The organism is Actinomadura sediminis (genome assembly GCF_042675525.1).
GTDB classification, from domain to species: domain Bacteria; phylum Actinomycetota; class Actinomycetes; order Streptosporangiales; family Streptosporangiaceae; genus Spirillospora; species Spirillospora sediminis.
Genome location: NZ_JBHTJA010000062.1, coordinates 20762 through 40030 on the forward strand (window position 1 = coordinate 20762; position 19269 = coordinate 40030).

Sequence of the window (19269 nt, forward strand, 5' to 3'; positions counted from 1 at the left end):
CGGGCGTTCCGGGCCCCGATCCGGGTTCTTGCGGTCGCGAGAGGGGCTCGTTCACACGTGTTCCCGCGATCGTAAGGACGAGTCCCGATGGCTTCTCCGGCCGTGCAGCGCTTCGACACCACGTGGTTCATCCGCGCGAGCAAGGCGCTGCTCACCTTCACCGTCGGCGGTTTCGCCGCCCTCGTCGTGTTCGGCAACCTCACCGACTACTGGACGAACTTCAACTTCGTCTCGCACGTCTTCTCGATGGACGCGCAGAAACCCGAGCTGCACGAGGTCAGCAACATCAACTACCGCGCGATCACGTGGAACTGGTTCCACCACGCGGGCTACATCGGCGTGATCGTCACCGAGGCGCTGATCATGGTGACGTGCCTGGCGTCGGCGTGGCGGCAGGCGCGGACGCTGCGCGCGGCCGACGCCGCGTACCGGCGGGCCAAGCGGTGGGGGCTCGTCGGCTGCACGATCGGGCTGTTCCTGTGGTTCTTCGGGTTCCAGGCCGTCGCCGGCGAATGGTTCGGCATGTGGATGAACGAGACCTGGAACGGCATTCCGGACGCGGTCCGGCTGTGCACCTACATCGGGATCGTGCTCGTCTACCTGACGCTGGAGAACGACCGGGCCCCGCGGGACGCCGAGCGGCTCGGCGGCGCGGACGGCCGGGCGGCGCGTTCCGCCTGACCTGGGACGGTGCCGCGGGGCGCCCGCCGGCCGGCGGGCGCCCCGCGGGCGTACACCCACTATTCCCAGCTATTGGATAGGAATAATCCGGCAAAATAGCAATTGCGGGCATCGCCTAATATGAACCGACAGGGTGGCAACCGGCCGCCCGGTTTCCGGATGCAGGTTCGCCACACCGATGACCGCGACGCGTTCCCCCGACTCCCGCGGCGGCCGCTGGACCGACCGCCTGCTCGCCGAGGGCAGCGACCCCGACCCGCGCTTCACCCTCGCCAACGAGCGGACCTTCCTCGCGTGGATCCGCACGGCGCTGGCCCTGGTCGCGGGCGGCGTCGGCGTCGCCCTGGCCGGCGACCTCGTGGACGCGCCGCTCCGGCACGTCCTCGCGATCGGCTTCTCCGCCGCCGGCGCGCTGGTGGCCGCGCTGGCGTTCCGCCGCTGGCTGCGCACCGAGCGCGCGCTCCGCCGCGACGAGACCCTCCCGCCCCCGGCGCTCGCCCCGCTCATGTCGTACGGGCTGGCGGTCGCGGCGGTCGCCCTGGTCCTCGCCCTCCTCTTCACCCGATGACGCCCCGGCCCGCGGACCGTGGCCGCGCGGCGGTCGCCGCGCGCCGCCGCCGGGCGCGCGCCGATCACCGCGGGCGATCGTGAAGCTCTGGGATCGGGGGGCGCAGCCGGAGCGGACGGCGCTGGCCTGGTCGCGGACGACGCTCGCGCTGGTCGTCGCGGGGCTGTTCTGCGTGCGGCTCGCCCCGTCCGCGGCCGGCGCGGCGACGGCGGCGGCGGTCGTGTGCGGGGCCGCCGCGCTGCAGGTGCGGCGGACGCGGGCGAACCTGCGGCGGCGCGGGGAGCGGCTGCCGCACGGGCGGCGGATCGCCGACGCCGAGTCCGTCCTGATCACGACGGGCCTGACGATCCTGCTGGCCGTCACCGGAATCCTGTTCGCCGTCTGAGGCATGCGCCGCCCGCATGCCTCGTGTGCGAATCCTTCGCTGGTGGCATGGCCCGCCGGCGCCTAGCGGGCGTGCAGGGCGGCGACGGCCGCGGGGTCGTCGGCGACGATCCACGGGTCGTCCGCGAGGCCGCCCGGGGGTACCCGCCGGCGCGCCGCGAGGGGGTGCCCGTGCGGGAGGGCGGCGAGCAGTTCGTCGTCGAGGAGCCGGACGAGGTCCCCCGCGGGGGCGGGGGCCTTGTGCGTGCTGACGACGGCGACGTCGAGATCGCCCGCGTCGAGCATCGGCGTCAGCCGCTCGGTCAGGTCCTCGCGCAGGACGACCCGGACCCCGGGGCGGGCCTCGCGGAGGCGGGCCAGGGCGTGCGGGACGAGCGCGACGTTCGCGGTCGGGAACGCGCCGATCCGGAGGGTCCCGGCGTCGAGGCGGCGCAGCCCGTCGAGGGCGCGGGCGGTGTCGGCGAGCCGGTCGAGCAGGGCGCGGGCGTGCGGCAGCAGGTGCTCGGCGGCGGGCGTCGGGCGGACGCCGCGCACGCCCCGCGCGAACAGTTCGACGCCGCAGAGGTCCTCGAGGGCGGCGATCTGCCGGGACACGGCCGACTGGGTGTAGCCGCCGGCGGCCGCGGCGGCGGTGAAGGAGCCGAGGTCGGCGACGGTGACGAACGTGCGGAGCAGCACGGGATCGAGGGCTTCGGGGCGCATCACCGGGGATAACACGGTCGGGCGGTGTGCGGCGTTCCGAGGTCGATCACCGGTTGGTACTCTTTTGCACCTCACCCTCCGTCATCACCGCAGGTCCCGAGGTGTCCATGCCCGAGCATCGTCCGTTCATCAGCCTGGCGACCGACTTCGGCGCCGCCTACACCGCCATCTGCGCGGGCGTGATGTACGGCATCGTTCCGTCCGCGAACGTGCTCGTGCTCAGCGACGAGATCACGCCGTTCGACGTGCGGGAGGGCGCGATGCTGCTGCGGCAGGCGCTGCCGTACCTGCCGCGGGGCGTGCACGTCGGGATCGTCGACCCGGGCGTGGGGACGCCGCGGCGGCCCGTCGCGATCGCCACCGGGCGCGGGGACGTCCTGGTCGGCCCGGACAACGGGCTGCTGCTCCCGGCGGCCGAGGCGCTCGGCGGCGTCGTCGCGGCGCACGCGCTGGAGAACCCGGCGTACCGGCTGCCCGAGGTGTCGACGTCGTTCCACGGGCGCGACATCTTCTCCCCCGCCGCCGCGCACGCCGCCGCGGGCGTCGCCGTCGCCGATCTCGGCCCGGCCGTGGAGCCGCTGCCCCTCGACGTCCCGCCGCCGGCCGTGGCCGCCGGGGAACTGACCGCCCCGGTCCTGTACACCGACCGGTTCGGCAGCCTGGTGCTCGGCGCGCGGCCGGACGACCTGGCCGCCGCGTTCGGCGCGCCGGAGCCCGGCACCCCGCTGGACGTCGTCTGGACCGTTCCGGACGGGACCGAGCGCACGGCGCGCGTACCCTTCGCCGAGACGTTCGGCAGCGTGCCGCCCGGCGACGCGCTGCTGTGGACCGACTCGTCCGGCTGGCTCGGCCTGGCCGTCAACCAGGGCTCGGCGGCCGAGGCGCTCGGTCTCGCCGGCGCGGCGTCGGTCGTCCTCCGGGCCGTCCCGGCCGCCTAGATCACAACCGAACAACCCCTTGGAGCCCCCGTGTCCCGCCGTTACCTGCCCCTGCTGACGGGGCTCGCCGCCGTCGTCCTCGCCGGCACCGCCTGCGCCCCCGAGGAGACGTCGACCGCCGAGGCGCCCGCCTCGTGCGCCAAGGAGGACCTGAACCTCAAGACGCCCGGCAAGCTCACGATCGCGACGGACAAGCCCGCGTTCGAGCCGTGGTTCTCGAACGACGACCCGTCGAACGGCGAGGGCTTCGAGAGCGCCGTGGCGTACGCGGTCGCGGGCGAGCTCGGGTTCGGGAAGGACGAGGTGAGCTGGATCGTCCAGCCGTTCGACTCGGCGTACGCGCCCGGCCCGAAGAAGTTCGACTTCGACATCAACCAGATCTCGGTGACCCCGGAGCGGGCGAAGGCCGTGACGTTCAGCGACGGCTACTACACCGTCCGGCAGGCCGTGGTGACGCTGGGGGACTCGAAGTACGCGGGCGCCGAGACGATGGCGGAGCTGAAGGACGCGCGGATCGCGGTGCAGGTCGGGACGACCTCGCTGCGGGCCGTCAAGGAGCAGATCAAGCCCGGCGACGAGCCGAAGGTGTTCAACACGCAGATCGACGCGGTGAACGCGCTGAAGAACGAGCAGGTGGACCTGCTGGTCGTCGACCTGCCGACCGCGTTCTACGTCACCGGCGCGCAGATCGACGGCTCGAAGATCGTCGGGCAGCTGCCGCACCGCGACGGCGACACCGAGCACTTCGGGCTGCTGCTGGAGCGCGGCAACACCCTGGTGAACTGCCTCAACAAGGCCGTCGGCGCACTGAAGTCGTCCGGTGAGCTGCAGAAGCTCGAGGACAAGTGGCTGGCGGACGAGGCCGACGCGCCGCTGCTGAAGTGAAGGCGCCGGCCGAGGGCGGCGCGCCGGGCGGCGCCGCCGCCTGGGTGAAGAGCGAGCGGCAGCGGGAGCGCGAGCGGCGGCGGCGCCGCGCGGGCGTCCGGTCGGCGTCGCTCGCGACCGCGTCGAGCCTGCTGTTCGTCGCGGTCGTCGCCGGGATCGTGGTCTCGTCGCCGGGCTGGTCCCGGGTGCAGGAGACGTTCTTCGACTGGAGCGAGTTCACGGGCGCGCTCCCGGACGTCCTGCGCGGCTTCTGGCTGAACGTCCAGGTCTTCCTGATCGCCGAGCCGCTGATCCTGCTGCTGGGGCTGCTGGTCGCGCTGGCGCGGGGGCTGCGCAACCCGCTGTTCTTCCCCCTGCGGGCGCTCGCGACCGCGTACACGGACGTGTTCCGGGGCATCCCGACGATCCTGCTGGTGTACCTCGTGGGGTTCGGGCTGCCGGCCCTGCAGTTGCAGGGCGTGCCGGACAGCCCGGCGGTGCTGGGCGGGCTCGCGCTCGTCCTGTCGTACGGCGCGTACGTCGCGGAGGTGTTCCGGGCGGGGATCGACTCGATCCACCCGAGCCAGCAGGCGGCGGCCCGGTCGCTGGGGCTGAGCCGGCCGCAGGCGCTGCGGTTCGTGGTGCTGCCGCAGGCGGTGCGCCGGGTCGTCCCGCCGCTGCTGAACGACTTCGCGTCGCTGCAGAAGGACACGGCGCTGATCGCGGTGCTCGGCCCGCTGGAGGCGCTGCGGCAGGCGCAGATCCACTCCGCGGAGACGTTCAACTACACGCCCTACCTGGCCGCGGCGATGCTGTTCGTCGCCCTGACCGTGCCGATGGCCCGGTTCACCGACCATCTCGCGGCGCGCGCGGAACGCCGCCGCGCCCCCGGAGGCGGCTCATGAGCGGACCCCTGCTGCGCGTCGAGGGCGTCTGGAAGACCTACCGGTCGCAGCCGGTGCTGCGCGGCGTCGACCTGGACGTCGCGCGGCACGAGGTGGTGTGCCTGATCGGCGCGTCCGGTTCGGGGAAGTCGACGCTGCTGCGCTGCGTGAACGTGCTGGAGACGGTCGACGACGGGGCGATCTTCCTGGAGGACGAGGAGATCACCGACCCGGACGCCGATCCCGACGACGTCCGCAAGCGCATCGGGATGGTGTTCCAGTCGTACAACCTGTTCCCGCACATGTCGGTGCTCGACAACATCACGCTGGCGCCCGTCCGGGTGCACAGGCGGAAGCGGCGGGAGGCCGAGGAGCGGGCGCGGGAGCTGCTGGAGCGGTTCGGCCTGGCCGACAAGGCCGGCGAGTACCCCGACCGGCTGTCGGGCGGGCAGCAGCAGCGGGTGGCGATCATCCGCGCGATGGCGGGACGGCCGAGCCTGCTGCTGCTCGACGAGGTGACGTCGGCGCTGGACCCGGAGCTCGTCACCGAGGTGATGGGCATCATCCGGGAGCTGAAGGAGTCGGGGATGACGATGATCCTGGCGACCCACGAGATGGGGTTCGCCCGGGACATCGCCGACACGGTCTGCTTCCTGCACGACGGCGTCCTGCTGGAGCGCGGGACCGCGGAGCAGATCTTCTCCGATCCGGCCGAGCCGCGGACCCGCGAGTTCCTGAGCCGGGTCCTGGAGTCCCGGCGGCTCTGACGGGCCGCGATACTGGGCGGCATGTCTGATTCCATCGCCGAGCTGGACGTCGTCGCGTGGGTGCGGATCGTGGACGGGCGGCTGCTCGCCGTCCGGTCGCGGGGCCGCGACCTGCTGTACCTGCCCGGCGGGAAGCGGGAGCCGGGCGAGAGCGACTGGTCGGCGCTGGCCCGCGAGGTGCGCGAGGAGCTGGGGCTGGAGCTGGAGCGGGCGTCGCTGCGCGAGCTGGGCGTGGTGCGCGCCCCGGCGCACGACCAGCCGGCGTTCTCGCGCGTCCGGATGGCGTGCTTCACGGCGGACGGGCGCGGCGCCATGGCGGCGTCCGGGGAGGTGGACGAGTTCCGGTTCGTCGGGCCGGACGAGCGCGGCCTGCTCGCCCCCGCGGCGCGGGCGGCCCTGGACCTCGCCGCCGAGCACGGCCTCCTCGCCCGCGCGTGATTATTCGGCATTTCGTTGACGGACAATACGGAAGTGCCTAACGTCGGTACGCCCACGTCCCCGCTCCGGGAGCACGTCCGATGACCGAGCTCGACCGTCCCCCCGTCCCCGTCACGACGACGCTCGACCAGCCGATCGAGATGCGGGACGGCGTCGTCCTGCGGGCGGACGTGCACCGTCCGGCGTCGGGCGGGCCGCACCGGACCGTCCTCGTGCGCGGCCCCTACGGCGAGCAGGTGTTCCGGTCGCAGCCGGTCACCGCGTTCCTGCACGCGGGCATGGCGGTGGTGCTGCAGCACTGCCGGGGGCGCGGGAGCAGCGACGGCGAGTTCGTCCCGTGGGTGCACGAGGCGCGCGACGGCGCCGACACGGTCGCGTGGATCCGGGCGCGGCCGTGGTCGAACGGGGAGGTCGTCGCGTCGGGGACGTCCTATCTCGCCGGGTGCGCGCTGCAGCTCGCGGCCGAGCGGCCCGAGGGGCTGAAGGCGGTCGTGGCGTCGATGACCCCGCACGACTTCTACGACGGCTTGAAGTACCACGGGGGCGCGTTCGCCGTCGGATCCGCGTTCCACTGGGGTGCGCTCCAGGGACTGCTGGGCGCGCTGCACGGCGCCGCGGCCGGGCGGGAACGGGGCGACGGGTTCGGGCGGTTGCTGGGCGCGCTCGCCGAACCGGACAAGGCCCTGCGCACGACGCCCGTCCGCAACATGCCGGGCGTGTCGGAGATGTTCCCGTTCTGGCGAGACTGGACGGACCATCCCGAACGCGACGCCTACTGGCGGGAGCTCGCCGAGACGCTCCGGCACGACCGCATCGGCGTGCCGGTCCTGCACACGGCCGGGTGGTTCGACGTCTTCCTGCGCGGGACCCTGGAGAACTTCCGGAGGATTCCGGGCGGACGGCTGATCATCGGCCCGTGGACGCACCTGTCGCAGGCGTCCGGCGTGGGGGAACTGGACTTCGGGCACGCGGCCGCCGCCATGACCTCGCTGGTGGAGCCGGAACAGATCGCGTTCCTGCGCGGATCGACGGGCGGCCCGCGGGTCCGGTACTTCACGATGGGCGCGAACGAGTGGCGGGAGGCCGGGTCGTGGCCGCCGCCCGGCTTCGCCCCCACGCCCTACTACCTGCACGCGGACAGGACGCTCTCCCCCGAGCCCCCGGGGACGGACGCGCCCCCGTCGGCGTTCGTCCACGATCCCGGCGACCCGGTGCCGACGCACGGCGGCGGGCTGCTGCTGCCCGACCCGGTCAACGTGGGGCCCCGCGACCAGCGCGCCGTCGAGGAACGCCCGGACGTCCTGTGCTTCACCACGCCCGTCCTGCGCGCCGACGTCGAGGTGACGGGCCCGGTCACGGCGGTGCTGCACGCGGCGACGTCCGCGCCGGGCGCCGACTGGACGGCCAAGCTCGTGGACGTGTGGCCGGACGGGCGCGCCATGAACGTCGCCGACGGGATCGTCCGCTCCCCCGGCGACCGGACGCGGCACGAGATCGACCTCGCCGCCACCAGTCAGACGTTCCGCGCGGGCCACCGCGTCCGCGTCGAGATCGCGTCGTCGAACTTCCCGCGCTTCGACCGGCACCCGGCGATGGTCCGCGCCGAGCACACCGTGTTCCACGACGCGGCCCGCGCGTCCCGGATCGTCCTGCCGCTCAGGACGTCCTGACCGGGCGGCTCGCGAGCAGCACGCCCGCGCCGCCGAGCACCAGCCCGGCGATGGCCAGGGGGTGCAGGAACTGGCCGATGAGCAGCCACGCCATGACGGCGGTGACCGACGGGGTGAGGAAGAACAGGGTGCTGACGCGGCTCGCGGAGAACCGCTGCAGCATCGTGTTGAGCAGCAGGAACGCGGCGATGGCGTTGACCAGGACCATCCAGGCGACCGAGCCGGTGAACTTCGCCCAGTCCGAGACGTGCGGCGTCTCGAACACCAGGCTGAGCACGCCGACGACCGGGGCGGCGGCGAGGAGCTGCGCGGCGGTGCCGGAGCGGACGTCCATGTCGGGCACGAACCGCTTCTGGTAGAGGGTCCCGGCGCTGAGCCCGAGGAGGCCGGCCAGGCACAGCATGACGCCCCCGGCGGACAGGGCGAGCCGGTCGGCGACGGCGAGGGCGACGCCGGCGGCGCCGAGCGCGAAGCCGAGCCACTGGCGGGCGGTGACGGTCTCGCCGAGGAACCGGGCGGCGAACGCGACGACGACGGGGTTGAGGCCCTGCACGAGGGAGACGACCGCCGCGGGGAAGCCGAGGTCGAGCGCGGTGTAGAAGCTGCCGAACTGGACGGCCTGGATCAGCAGGCCGGTGACGGCGATGTGCGCGAGGGCCCGGCCGCGCGGCCACGGCGCCCGCACCGCGAGCGCGTACGCGGCGAGCAGCAGCCCGGCGAGGCCGAACCGGGCGAACATGAGCAGCAGCGGCGGCGCCGACTCCACGCCCGGCACGCCGGCGATGAACGCGCTGCTCCACAGCACGACGAACAGGGGCGGCGCGAGGGCCATCGGCCCGGCCCCGCCGGGCGGCGCGGACGGGCCGGACGGGCCGGACGGCGCGGGCGTGCGGCCGCGCGGGCGTGTCGGCGGGGCCGACGGCATGGGCGATCCTTCGGGCTCGTGAAGCGGGAGGGGAACCGGGGAGGCGTCAGCGGGCGGCGGGGAGCGCCGCGCGCCGCAGGCCCCAGAGGTCCTCGTCGGACGTGCAGACGCCCGCGGCGCCGTGGCCGAGGGCGGCGGCGACGTCCGGCGCGCCCTGGACGAACCCGGCGGCCAGGTACGGGACCCCGAGGTCCCGCGCCTGGCGCTCGACGTACGGGAGGACGACCGCGGGCATCAGCTGCACGAGGTCGGGCTGCGAGCGGGCGACGGACTGGACGCTGCGGTGCAGGTTGGAACGGTCCGTCACGAAGACCTTCTGCATCGCCAGCAGGCCCAGCGCGCTCGCCCGCTCGACGATCCCGGCGCGGGTGGAGCAGACCGCGACCGCCCCGATGCCCTTGAGGTAGGTGAGCGCGCCCGGGTCGTGGCCGAGACCGGGAGTCGAGTCGATGTTGACGAACACGATCTTCCCGGCGGCCGTGGTCTTCGCCACGGTGGCCTGGAGGTCGACCAGCGGGACCGAGGCGAGGACCCCGAGCGGGGCCGGCGTCGCGGTGAACCGCTCCGCCATCGCCGTGCCGACGAGCGCGGCCATGACGGGATACTCCGCCAGCGCGGTCAGCAGGCGGCGATCGACGGGACGTTTCGGGCGCGGACTCACCCTCAAACTCTACGCACCCGCCCCAAATCGCGACGGCAGGCCCAGCTTGCCCGGGTTCATGATCCCGGCCGGGTCGATGGCCTGCTTGACCAGGGCGAGCGTCCCGAAGCCGCTGCCGAGGGCCCTCTCCATGTACGGGGAGCGGAGCAGGCCGACGCCGTGGTGGTGGCTGATCGCCGCGCCGTGCCGGATGAGGACGTCGTTGGCGGCGTCCCACGCGGCCCGGTACCAATCGCGGCGGCGGGACCGTTCGACGTCGCCGCGCAGCGAGAAGTAGATGCAGGCGCCGTCGGTGTAGGCGTGCGACTGGTGCGCGGACGCGCGCAGCGTGCCGGGCACCGCCTCGATCGCCTCGACGACCTCGGTGTAGATCGCCGGCAGCGACGCCCAGGGCGCGGCGATCTCGCACGTGTCGGCGACGAAGCCCGGGCCCTTCGTGAACCCGTCGCCGGACTTGCCGACGAGCATCCGCTCGTCCAGCCAGCGCTCGAACACCGCGTCGCCGTCCAGCGTGACGGACGCGGCGGCGCCGCAGACGTCCGCGACGATCGCCATCGTGGCGTCCACCAGCGCCGGGTCGCCCTCGTCGGCGATGAGCAGCAGGTTGGTGTCCGGCTCGCCGAAGTGGGTGCCGCTCTCGTGCGCGTCGTACAGGCGCAGGACGGCGGGGGCGGCGCCGCGCTGGAGGATCTCCCGGCAGGCGTCCAGTCCCTCGGCGAACGTCGCGAACCCGTAGGCGAGGCCCTTGGCGTACTCGGGGAGGCGGTGGACGCGCAGCCGCAGCCGGGTGATGACGCCGAGGGTGCCCTCGGAGCCGATGAAAAGCTGCCGCAGGTCGGGGCCGGTGGCCGCGCGGGGGTAGGTGCCGTAGGAGGCGGTGGACCCGTCGGGCAGGACGACGTCCAGCCCGACGACCATGTCCTCGATCTTGCCGTAGCGGGTGGAGAGCTGCCCGGCGCCGCGGCAGGCGGCCCAGCCGCCGACCGTGGAGATCGCGAACGCCGACGGCCAGTGGCCGGTGGTGGCGCCGTGCACCTCCTGCAGCTCCTTCTCGAACAGGTCGCCGAACATGCCCGCCTGCACCTCGACGATCATCGACTCGGCGTCGAACGCCACGATGCGGTTCAGGGCGCACACGTCCAGGACGACCCCGCCGTGGACCGGCAGCGCGGCCCCGAGCACGTTGCTGCGCCCGGCGGAGACGGTCAGCGGGATCCCGTGCGCGGCGCACACGCGGACGACGGCGGCGACCTGGTCCTCGTCGGCGGCCTCGACGACCACGGCGTCGGGGGTGGCGGGGGCGCCGTCGGTCTCGCCGATGGACGTGCCCGCCCACCAGTCGCGGGTCCGCCGGACGACCTCGTCGCGCTCGGTGTGGACGGCAGCGGCGGCGGCGCGCAGCTCGGCGACGACGGCGTCCGGCACGCGGACGACCTCGCCCTGCAGGCTGGCCGGGCCGTCCCCGGGCGGGCAGTCGGCGGCCCAGCGCGGCGGGGTGGGCGCGCCGACGACGTAGTCGCCGCGGTTGAAGGGGTGCGTGACGGTCTGCCTGCTGATCATGAAAGTTCCTCCATCAGAACGGTCTTCTCCCGGTCGACGCCGGACACGTACTCCCGCACCTGCCGCGCGACCTCGTCGTCCGGCAGTCCCAGCTCGCGCTGCAGCAGCCGCCCGACCTCGGGCGCGGCCTTCACCGACAGGTCGCGGGCGAACAACCGCATCCGGGTGCGGCGCGACAGGACGTCGTCCACCGAGCGCGCCAGCTCGCAGCGCGCCGCGTAGACGACCTCGGCGCGCAGGTAGGCCGAGCCCTCGACGATCGGCTCGGCCAGCGAGGCGTCCTCGGCGAACAGCGCGGCGACGAAGCGGGCCTCGGTGCCGTAGCGCTCGCCCAGGTGGGCGCCCGTCCCGCCGGTCGCCGCGGTGGCCTCGGCGTCGTAGCCGGCGGCGCCGAGCAGCGGCAGTCTCGCGGTGCGGCAGGCGGCCTTGCGGCCGAGCACCTTGAGCGCCTCGTCCACGACCAGCTCGCCCATGTGGCGGCTGGTGGTGAGCTTGCCGCCGGTGACGGTGACCATGCCGTGCGCGTCGGTGGTGATGCGGTGGTCGCGGCTCATGTCGAGCGTCGCGCCCTCCTTGCCGTCCTTCGCGCCCACCAGCGGCCGCAGCCCCGCGAGGGAGCCGACGACGTCGGCGGGCGTGAGGTCGGCGTCGAACGCGGTGTTGGCGCCGTCCAGGAGGTAACGCATCTCCTCGTTGGTGCACAGCACCTCGTCGAGCGGCCCGGAGTAGTCGGTGTCGGTGGTGCCGACGACGACCACGTCGCCCCAGCGGGTGCAGGTCGCGCGGCGCGCCCGCCCCGGGACGGGCACGGTGACGGTGCCGTCGATGGGCAGCCGCGTCCACGGCACCACGATGTGGACGCCCTTGGCGGGACGGACGGTCGGCTCGTGCGCCGGGTCGGACAGGACGTCCACGGTGTCGGACCACACGCCCGTCGCGTTCACCACGACGCCGGCGCGGACCTCGACCGCGCGCCCGTCGACCTCGACGGTCGCGCCGCGCACCCGCCCGCCCTCGCGGATCAGGCCGGTGCAGGCGGCGCCGTTCAGGACGGTCGCGCCGAAGTGCGCGGCGGTCCGCGCGATCGTCAGCGTGAGCCGCGCGTCGTCGGTGCGGCTGTCGTAGTAGAGCAGCCCGCCCTTGAGCCGGTCGGCGCGCAGCTTCGGCGCCCGCGTCAGGACCTCGGGGACGGTCAGCTTCTGGTGCAGGCGGCCGATGCGCCAGCCGCCGGCCAGGTCGTACGTCCACAGCAGGCCCTCGAAGGCCTTGGCGACGCGCGGGTCGAACACGCCGTCCTGCGTCAGGACGGGGAACACGAACGGCAGCCGGTGCACCAGGTGGGCGGCGTTGCGGCGGAACCGCTGCCGCTCCAGCAGGGAGCGGCGCACCAGCGGCAGGTTGCCCTGCTCGATGTAGCGGAGCCCGCCGTGCACCATCTTGGACGACTTGGACGACGTGCCGGACGCGAAGTCGTCGCGTTCGACGAGGGCGACCGACAGGCCGCGGGTGGCGGCGTCCAGCGCGGTGTAGCAGCCGGTCACCCCGCCGCCGACGACGAGGACGTCGACCGGGCGGGCGGCGAGCCGCTCCACCTGCCTCCCGCGGTCGAGGAGCAGCGGGGTCCGGCGGATGGCGTTCCGCGTCTCGGATCTCGCTTTGCGTTCGGGCAGTCGGATCACGGCTTCGATTCCTCCGGTGACGTGCTGGTTCGTGACGGATGCGGGTGGCGGTCTCGGTCGAGGTGCCGGGCGAGCAGGTCGCGCCACGCGGCGCGGGCCTCGGCCCGCCGGGAATCGGGCAGCGCCGGCTCGAAGACGGGGGCGTCCTCGAGGGCGGCGGCCGCGGCGAGGTCGGGCCACAGCCCGGCCTTCGCCCCGCCGAGGTAGGCGGCGCCGCGCAGGCTCGCGGTCTCGTTGCCGGGGGCGCGCCGCACCGGCCGTCCGATCAGGTCGGCCTGGCTCGCCATCAGGACGTCGCTGGCGGCGAGACCGCCGCCGCAGAACAGGTCGGTGACGGGCGCGCCCCCGGCCGCCTCGACGCCTTCGAGCAGGTCGCACACCGAATGCGCGAAGCCGTCGAGGATGCCGCGGGCCAGCGCCGCCCGGGTGGTGGACAGGCTGAGCCCGGTGAGGATCCCGGTGGCCTCGGGCGCCCACGCCGGGGTGCGCAGTCCCGCGAGCGCCGGGACGAACAGCACGTCCGACGGGCCGTCGTGCTCGCGGGCGAGTTCGGCGAGGTGGCGGGGCGACTCGAACAGGCCGATCTCCTCGCAGAGCCAGCGCATCGCCGAGCCGGTGGTGGACGCGTAACCCTCCACGCTGAACACGCTCGTCCCGCGCGACCGCCAGCCGACGAGCGTGAGGATCCCCGGGACGGCGCGGCGGTGCGCGGGCGGCGCGTCCCCGGCGACGGCGTCCACGAACGTCCCGGTGCCGTGCACGCAGGTGGCCTGCCCGGGTCGGTGCGCGCCGAGCGCGATCATCGCGGCGTGCTGGTCGCCCATGACCGACAGGATCGGCAGCGCCGCGCCGAGCACCGCCGGGTCGGTGCCGCCGAGGTCGGCGTCGTCGTCGACGATCTCCGGAAGGACGTCGCGCGGGCAGCCGAGGAACTCGACCCACGGCTCGTACCAGGTGCCGGTGCGCAGGTCGTAGGCGCCGGCCGCGACCGCGTTCGTCGCGGACATGACGTGCCGCGCCCCGCCGGTCAGCTTCCACACCAGCCACGTGTCGACCGACCCGAACGCGAGCCGTCCCCGCTCGTGGGCGCGGCGGGCGGCGCCGTCGCGGGCGATCTCCTCGGCGGCCCACAGCAGCGGCGCGCGGGAGCCGACGGGACGTCCGGTGCGTTCGACGAGCCGGTCGTCCCACGCGGGTTCGAACTCGCGCAGCCGCGCGGCGTACCGGCGGTCCTGCCACACGACGGCCGGGCTGAGCGGCTCCCCGGTGGCGGTGTCCCACAGCAGGACGGTCGCGCGCTGCGTGGCCACCGACACGCCGACGACCTCGACGTTCTCGGCGGCGGCCCACGCCAGGGCGCGGCGGCACACCTCGACGGTGTTCGCCCAGATCTCGGCGGCGTCCTGCTCCACCCGCAGGTGGTCGGGCGAGCTGACCGAGATGGGCAGGTAGGCGGGGGGCGCCGCGCCGCCGTCGTCGAGGACGACGGCGGCACGGGTTCCCGTGGTGCCCTCATCGATGCTCAGCACGCCGCGGCGGCGTTGCCCATTTCTCAGCGCCCCGATCATCAGCGAAGGTCCTTTCCTCACATGGGCGCGCGGCCGGACGGGCGCGCGGTCGGACGAGACGCGTCAGACGGAGACCGTCTGGCGGCGGCGGCCGAGGCCGACGGCCTCTTCCTCCAGGTTGATCGTGGTGCGGGTCGGCTCCCACTTGATCACCAGGCAGGTGATGAAGCCGACCAGCGGGACGGCCGACAGCAGCATCAGGCTCGTGCCGATCCCGAGACCCGACTCGAGCTGCGGGAACAGGTACAGGCCCGCGACGGAGCCGAAGCTGCCGAGCATCCCGGTGACGCCCGTCCCGAGCGTGCGGATGTCGCTGCGGTACGACAGCGCGGCGATCGACTTGCCGTTCGGGCCGGGACCGGCCGAGTGGAAGAAGATGAACAGCACCGGCAGCAGCGCGGCGAAGAAGAGCGGCAGTTCCTTGAACGTGGCGCCCATGACCAGCAGCGCGGCGAACACCACCGCGTACCCGCCCATCGAGCTGACCCGCAGGCCCATCCGGCGGCCGAAGTAGGCGGACAGGCAGCCGCCGACGATGCCGACCGCGTTGAACATCATCGAGCCGAGGGTGGCCTTCTCGAACTGCTCGCCGAACAGCTCGAGGCTGATGACGGGCAGGTACCAGCCGACGGCGAAGTACTGCATGCCCTGGGTCAGGGAGATCATCGTGGAGAGGACGGTGCGCGGCAGGTAGGGGCCGCGGAACAGCACCCCCATGTCCTTGAAGCCGACCTGGCGCCGGGGCCCGCCGTCCTCGGCGATCTCCGGCTCGCCGGCCCGCACGTCGAACCCGTACATCTTGCGGAGGTTCGCGGCGGCCTCGGTCAGCCGTCCCTTGGAGGCGAGCCACGTCGGGCTCTCGACGAGGAACGTGAGCTGGCCGACCAGCAGCACGAGGGCGAACACGGCCGAGGACGCCACCGACCAGCGCCAGATGTCGGCGCCGACGTCGAACGAGTAGAACAGCAGCGTCAGCGCGAGGTTCGTCGTGGTCGCGGTGTACCAGACGCCCTGCCAGAAGTTCAGCCTGCCCTTGAGCTTGGCCGGGGTGTACTCGGCGAGCAGCGCCATCGCGACGGCGAAGTCGATGCCGTAGGCGATCCCGACGAGGGCGCGGCCGGCGAAGACCGTCAGGAAGTCCGAGCCGACGGCGGTCAGCAGCGCGCCGACCCCGAACACGACCTTGGTCAGCAGCAGCGGCTTGAGCCGGCCGATCCGGGCGGCGAGCCAGCCGCCGAACGGGTTGGACAGGATCGCGATCGCCGGGGCCATCGCGGTCAGCACGCTGACCTGGGTCGGGGACAGCTCGAGCTGGTCGACCATCGTGGACAGCCCGGCGCCGAGCGCCGCGTTGGAGTAGGCGTCCAGGAAGAGCCCGGCCAGCGCGAGGAACCAGATCCAGTTCGTCCGGCCGCGCAGGGCCTTGAGCGTGTCGATGAGGCCGGCCACGTCACCCGCGTTGCGGATGACCGTCGTACTCGATGGGGCGTCGTTCATGCCCGCCGCCTTTCAGGGGGTGGTAGCCCTTGCCAGCGGTCGGCAGAACGAAAAGGCACAGCACGAAGACCACTGACAGGGATGTCTTCGTCTGTGCCTGTCGAACGCTCGGAGGTTACGAGGTGAACATCCGGTGTGTCAACCGACACACCTCGATGCCCGCTTCCTCCGGCCGTCCCCTTAAAGTGCCAGGTCATGAGCTACATAGTGCAAGCCGTGTGGACCGCCCGGGACGGCGAGGAGAGCGCCGTCGCCGACATCGTCCGCCGGATGACCCCGCCGTCCCGGGAGGAACCGGGCAACCTCTCCTACCAGGCGTACGTGGACTCCGAGGACCCGCGCCGCTTCGTGATCCTCGAGGAGTACGTGGACGCCGACGCGTTCGCGGCGCACCGCGCCAGCCCCCACTTCCAGGAGCTGGTCGTCGGCGACTGCCTCGCCCGGCTGGCATCCCGGGAGATCACCGTCCTGGAACGTCTCGGCTGACCGTTCCCCGCCCGGTCGTCCCGTCCGAACGGGCGGGGCCGCATACTGCCAAGCCCCGGGTCACGTCCCCGGCGACATGCCATTTCGCGCGCTGTCAAGAACCGCGACCGGGGAATCGGACGGAAAGGGCGTCGGCTTTCTCCGCGACACTTCCGCCACACCCATCACAACGCCCCTCCCGCCGAGGAACGGCACCCACGCCGCGTGCTCTCGCGCCGCTCCCGGGCAGGGCGCGCCACCGGAACGGAGGTCGGGCGCACCCGGCGCGACAACGGCGTCCGCCCGCCCGGCCACCGCCGGGAACGCCGCCCACGCGGGCCTCGCCCCTTCGCTTCCCGACCGATACGGGACCCTGTAACTGATCGGTCACCGCGAAAACGTGCACGGCAACACGGGACACTTCCTACGCTTGACCGAGTTTCCGTACACTTCGCTTTTGTGCCATCGCAAGGGGGGCGAACGTGAGCACGAATGACGCCGGGCGTCCCTCCGACGCCCCACCGCCGAGCTGGGGCCGCGTTTCCGACGGAACCGAGGACGACAAGCTGGTGGCGAGCTGGCGCACGTCCCCCACCCGCCCCAGCCCGCTCCCGGCCACCGGGCCACCGGCCGCACAGGCGTCCCCGCCCCCACCACACCCGGCCGCGCCGCCCACGCCGCTGTCCGCACCGGTCGCGCAAGGGGCACCACCCGCACCCCCGCATCACGCGCCCGCCGCGGACCGGACGCCGACCGCACCGCCACAGCCGCCCGCCCCACCCACGCAGGTCACGCAAGGCGTACCGCCCACGCCGCCGCACCAGGCGCGACCCGCCGCCCCCCTTCCCGCGCCGGTCGCGGACCGAACGCCGACCGCACCGCCGCAGCGGGACGGCACGCCGCCCACGCGCGTGGACCCGCCGGCGTCCGGGACGGGCCCCCAGCGGGGCGCCCGGGCGAGCGAGCACGCCGCCGAGACACCCCCGGCCCCCGGGACACCAGCGGCGCCCACCGTGCCCACACGCGAAACCGGGCACACCGCGCCCTCCCCCGCCCCTGCCCCGGGGACGCCCGTCCCCGCGCCACCGGGTGCGGGAGCCGCAACCACCACGCGCGTCGACCCGCCAGCATCCGAAACCGGCCCCCAGCAGGCAGCACGGACAGGCGAACACACCACGCCCACCGCGCCCACCACCCCCGCCCCGGGGACGCCCGTTTCCGCGCCACCGGACCTTGGAGCCGCAACCACCACGCGCGTCGATCCGCCAGCATCCGAAACCGGCCCCCAGCAGGCTGCGCGGACGGGCGAACACGCCACGCCCACCGCGCCCACACGCGAAACCGGGCACACCGCGCCCTCCCCCGCCCCTGCCCCTGCCCCGGGGACGCCCGTCCCCGCGCCGCCGGGTGCGGGGGGCGCGGGGAGCGCGCGTGTGGATCCGGCGGTGGGCGGGGGTGGGCCGCAGTGGGTCGTCCGGGCGGGCGAGCAGGCCGTGCCCGCGAGGTTCACGGCGCCGCAGCCGGCGCCCGGGAGCGGGCCGTGGCTGGGCTCGAAGGCGCAGCCCGCCGCGCGGGACCGGGCACGGATGCGCGAGGCTCCCGGACCGGCGCCGGAGGCGGCGCCCGCCGCGTTCGACCGGCCGCAGAGCACGCCGACGCCGCCGGGACCGGCGGGGCAGCGCGTCTTCCGGCCGGGTCTGCGCTCGGGGATCGCGGTCGCGGCCGTCGCCACCCTCGTGGCGGGCGGCGTCGCGTACCTGCTGAAGGACGGCGGCGTCCCCGGCGTGGGCGCGGGGCCGGGCGCCGGCGGCGCGGCGGACGCGAGCGGGGTCTTCGCGGTGCAGCCCGCCCTCTACGACGGGCACGAGCAGGCGATCACGGGCGTCGCGGTCGCCGGGGAGACGGCGGTGACGGTCGGGAGCGAGACGGTCGACCGTCCGCGCGGCCAGATCCTCGTGTCGGCGGACGGCGCGGAGCAGTGGAGCGTCGCGGAGGTGCGGCCGGAGGGCGGGGCGAGCCCGTTCGACGTCCCGCGCGTCGTCGCGGTGTCCGGGAAGGCGTGGGCGGCGCTCGGCGCGGGCCCGGCGGGCGTGGCCGTGTGGACGAGCGCCGACGGGCGGACGTGGGCGCACCGTTCGTCCCCGCGGGGGTTCCAGCGGGGCGACGAGGTCGTCGCCCTCACCGCCGCGCAGGCCGGTTTCGCCGCCGCGGGCACCGGTCACGACGGGAAGCAGACGCTGTGGACGTCCGCCGACGGCGTCGCGTGGCAGCGCGCCGCCGCCTCTTTCGAGGAGCCGCCGACGAGCGTCGCGGCCACCGGGGGCGCGGTCGTGGTGCTCACCGAGAAGGGCGAGTTGTGGCGGTCCGCCGACGACGGCGGCGCGTGGACGCGGGCCGAGGTGCCCGAGGCGGACGGCTCGTACGGGCCGGTCGTGGCGCTGGCGAACGGGCCCGGCGGGTTCTTCGCGGCGCGCGAGGGCAAGGACGGGGACCGGCGCCGGGCCGTGTTCTACCGGTCGGCGGACGGCGTGGGCTGGACCCGCGCGAGCATCATCGACCGCCGCACCTATGACCGGCTCGCCGCGCTGAACGGCACGTCCGAGGGCCTGGCGGCGCTGGTCCCGCTCACCGACGGGCGTCTCGCCGTGCAGCGCAGCGACGACGGAGTGAAGTGGGAGTCGGTGGAGCGGCTCGACACGGGCGGCGGCAAGGACGCCGCGACGGCGGCGGCGCTGCCCAAGGGCGTGCTGGTGGCGGGCACGCAGGACAACGGCGCCTACCTCACGGCGCCCGGCGCGCGGCACGGCGACATCGACCTGCTCGCCGTCCCCGGCGCCGTCACCCCCGACCGGACCCTGACCCGGCTGGTCTCCGCCGGCGGGACGACCCTCGCCATCGGCAGCGGCGCGGGCGACGCGGCGGTGTGGACGACGCGGGACGGCGGGTCGTGGACGCGCGCGGGCGGCGGCGGGCTCGGCGGCCCGGCCGGGCAGCGACTCGCCGACGCGGCCCACGGCC

At 74.4% G+C, this 19269-nt stretch carries 18 protein-coding genes; 11 read left to right on the plus strand and 7 right to left on the minus strand.

Translation table 11 applies throughout. The annotated features are described in order from the left end of the window. Positions 1-87 precede the first annotated feature (87 nt). The 3 genes from ACFQ11_RS25275 (at position 88) to ACFQ11_RS25285 (ending at position 1634) form a co-directional block, all read left to right on the plus strand. Positions 88-681: a DUF2165 domain-containing protein gene (locus ACFQ11_RS25275; protein ID WP_378302825.1), complete on the plus strand. Its 594-nt coding sequence runs from the start codon at positions 88-90 to the stop codon at positions 679-681. A gap of 178 nt (positions 682-859) precedes the next feature. Beyond that, the gene (locus tag ACFQ11_RS25280; RefSeq protein WP_378302827.1) at positions 860-1249 is read left to right on the plus strand and encodes a YidH family protein; all 390 of its coding nucleotides are present in this window, start codon (positions 860-862) and stop codon (positions 1247-1249) included. Between the two features lie 79 nt (positions 1250-1328). Further along, positions 1329-1634: a DUF202 domain-containing protein gene (locus ACFQ11_RS25285; protein WP_378302829.1), complete on the plus strand. Its 306-nt coding sequence runs from the start codon at positions 1329-1331 to the stop codon at positions 1632-1634. A 62-nt stretch (positions 1635-1696) separates the two neighbouring features. Here the strand turns inward: ACFQ11_RS25285 and ACFQ11_RS25290 are convergent, their stop codons facing one another. After that, positions 1697-2335, minus strand: coding sequence for a LysR family transcriptional regulator (locus ACFQ11_RS25290; RefSeq protein WP_378302831.1), 639 nt, complete (start codon positions 2333-2335; stop codon positions 1697-1699). Positions 2336-2442: 107 nt separating this feature from the next. On the opposite strand from ACFQ11_RS25290, the gene ACFQ11_RS25295 reads away from it, so the two are divergent. From ACFQ11_RS25295 to ACFQ11_RS25320, 6 genes are all read left to right on the plus strand, one after another. Beyond that, positions 2443-3273: an SAM hydrolase/SAM-dependent halogenase family protein gene (locus ACFQ11_RS25295; protein WP_378302833.1), complete on the plus strand. Its 831-nt coding sequence runs from the start codon at positions 2443-2445 to the stop codon at positions 3271-3273. Positions 3274-3303: 30 nt separating this feature from the next. Continuing rightward, positions 3304-4158 carry an ABC transporter substrate-binding protein gene (locus ACFQ11_RS25300; protein WP_378302835.1) on the plus strand — a complete coding sequence of 285 codons (855 nt, stop codon included), beginning with the start codon at positions 3304-3306 and terminating at the stop codon, positions 4156-4158. Next, complete coding sequence (locus ACFQ11_RS25305; protein ID WP_378302837.1) at positions 4155-5042, plus strand: amino acid ABC transporter permease; 888 nt, start codon at positions 4155-4157, stop codon at positions 5040-5042. The genes ACFQ11_RS25300 and ACFQ11_RS25305 overlap by 4 nt, the downstream gene beginning before the upstream one ends. After that, positions 5039-5788, plus strand: a complete 750-nt coding sequence (locus ACFQ11_RS25310; RefSeq protein WP_378302839.1) for an amino acid ABC transporter ATP-binding protein — start codon at positions 5039-5041, stop codon at positions 5786-5788. The genes ACFQ11_RS25305 and ACFQ11_RS25310 overlap by 4 nt, the downstream gene beginning before the upstream one ends. Positions 5789-5809: 21 nt before the next feature. Beyond that, on the plus strand, positions 5810-6226 hold the full coding sequence (locus tag ACFQ11_RS25315; protein ID WP_378302841.1) for an NUDIX hydrolase: 417 nt from the start codon (positions 5810-5812) through the stop codon (positions 6224-6226). Positions 6227-6306: 80 nt separating this feature from the next. After that, a complete protein-coding gene (locus tag ACFQ11_RS25320; protein ID WP_378302843.1) occupies positions 6307-7896 on the plus strand; it encodes a CocE/NonD family hydrolase in 1590 nt (529 codons plus the stop codon). On the opposite strand, the gene ACFQ11_RS25325 is transcribed toward ACFQ11_RS25320, so the two are convergent. The 6 genes from ACFQ11_RS25325 to ACFQ11_RS25350 all read right to left on the minus strand — a co-directional run bounded on the left by ACFQ11_RS25325 (position 7883) and on the right by ACFQ11_RS25350 (position 15786). Further along, positions 7883-8821, minus strand: a complete 939-nt coding sequence (locus ACFQ11_RS25325) for a DMT family transporter (protein WP_378302845.1) — start codon at positions 8819-8821, stop codon at positions 7883-7885. The genes ACFQ11_RS25320 and ACFQ11_RS25325 overlap by 14 nt on opposite strands. A gap of 46 nt (positions 8822-8867) precedes the next feature. Next, positions 8868-9482, minus strand: coding sequence for a glycerol-3-phosphate responsive antiterminator (locus ACFQ11_RS25330; protein WP_378302847.1), 615 nt, complete (start codon positions 9480-9482; stop codon positions 8868-8870). A 9-nt stretch (positions 9483-9491) separates the two neighbouring features. Continuing rightward, on the minus strand, positions 9492-11042 hold the full coding sequence (locus ACFQ11_RS25335; RefSeq protein WP_378302849.1) for an FAD-binding oxidoreductase: 1551 nt from the start codon (positions 11040-11042) through the stop codon (positions 9492-9494). Then, positions 11039-12721 (minus strand): glycerol-3-phosphate dehydrogenase/oxidase, encoded by a 1683-nt coding sequence (locus ACFQ11_RS25340; RefSeq protein WP_378302851.1) that lies wholly within the window; start codon positions 12719-12721, stop codon positions 11039-11041. Before ACFQ11_RS25340 ends, ACFQ11_RS25335 begins: the two co-directional genes overlap by 4 nt. Further along, a complete protein-coding gene (locus ACFQ11_RS25345; protein ID WP_378302853.1) occupies positions 12718-14289 on the minus strand; it encodes an FGGY family carbohydrate kinase in 1572 nt (523 codons plus the stop codon). Before ACFQ11_RS25345 ends, ACFQ11_RS25340 begins: the two co-directional genes overlap by 4 nt. Before the next feature lie 63 nt (positions 14290-14352). Continuing rightward, on the minus strand, positions 14353-15786 hold the full coding sequence (locus ACFQ11_RS25350) for an MFS transporter (protein ID WP_378302855.1): 1434 nt from the start codon (positions 15784-15786) through the stop codon (positions 14353-14355). Between the two features lie 195 nt (positions 15787-15981). Between ACFQ11_RS25350 and ACFQ11_RS25355 the strand changes: the two genes are divergently transcribed. Both ACFQ11_RS25355 and ACFQ11_RS25360 read left to right on the plus strand, forming a co-directional pair. After that, on the plus strand, positions 15982-16272 hold the full coding sequence (locus ACFQ11_RS25355; RefSeq protein ID WP_378302857.1) for a putative quinol monooxygenase: 291 nt from the start codon (positions 15982-15984) through the stop codon (positions 16270-16272). 1412 nt (positions 16273-17684) lie between these two features. Further along, the coding region (locus tag ACFQ11_RS25360; RefSeq protein WP_459077352.1) for a beta propeller repeat protein at positions 17685-19269 on the plus strand (1585 nt) is incomplete at its 3' end.

Excerpts from the sequence above, each read along its gene's own strand:
- ACFQ11_RS25275 (WP_378302825.1), top strand. The coding sequence starts at position 88 with ATGGCTTCTCCGGCCGTGCAGCGCTTCGACACCACGTGGTTCATCCGC.
- ACFQ11_RS25280 (WP_378302827.1), top strand. The coding sequence starts at position 860 with ATGACCGCGACGCGTTCCCCCGACTCCCGCGGCGGCCGCTGGACCGAC.
- ACFQ11_RS25290 (WP_378302831.1), bottom strand. The coding sequence starts at position 2,335 with ATGCGCCCCGAAGCCCTCGATCCCGTGCTGCTCCGCACGTTCGTCACC.
- ACFQ11_RS25295 (WP_378302833.1), top strand. The coding sequence starts at position 2,443 with ATGCCCGAGCATCGTCCGTTCATCAGCCTGGCGACCGACTTCGGCGCC.
- ACFQ11_RS25310 (WP_378302839.1), top strand. The coding sequence starts at position 5,039 with ATGAGCGGACCCCTGCTGCGCGTCGAGGGCGTCTGGAAGACCTACCGG.
- ACFQ11_RS25315 (WP_378302841.1), top strand. The coding sequence starts at position 5,810 with ATGTCTGATTCCATCGCCGAGCTGGACGTCGTCGCGTGGGTGCGGATC.
- ACFQ11_RS25320 (WP_378302843.1), top strand. The coding sequence starts at position 6,307 with ATGACCGAGCTCGACCGTCCCCCCGTCCCCGTCACGACGACGCTCGAC.
- ACFQ11_RS25325 (WP_378302845.1), bottom strand. The coding sequence starts at position 8,821 with ATGCCGTCGGCCCCGCCGACACGCCCGCGCGGCCGCACGCCCGCGCCG.
- ACFQ11_RS25335 (WP_378302849.1), bottom strand. The coding sequence starts at position 11,042 with ATGATCAGCAGGCAGACCGTCACGCACCCCTTCAACCGCGGCGACTAC.
- ACFQ11_RS25345 (WP_378302853.1), bottom strand. The coding sequence starts at position 14,289 with ATGATCGGGGCGCTGAGAAATGGGCAACGCCGCCGCGGCGTGCTGAGC.
- ACFQ11_RS25350 (WP_378302855.1), bottom strand. The coding sequence starts at position 15,786 with ATGAACGACGCCCCATCGAGTACGACGGTCATCCGCAACGCGGGTGAC.
- ACFQ11_RS25355 (WP_378302857.1), top strand. The coding sequence starts at position 15,982 with ATGAGCTACATAGTGCAAGCCGTGTGGACCGCCCGGGACGGCGAGGAG.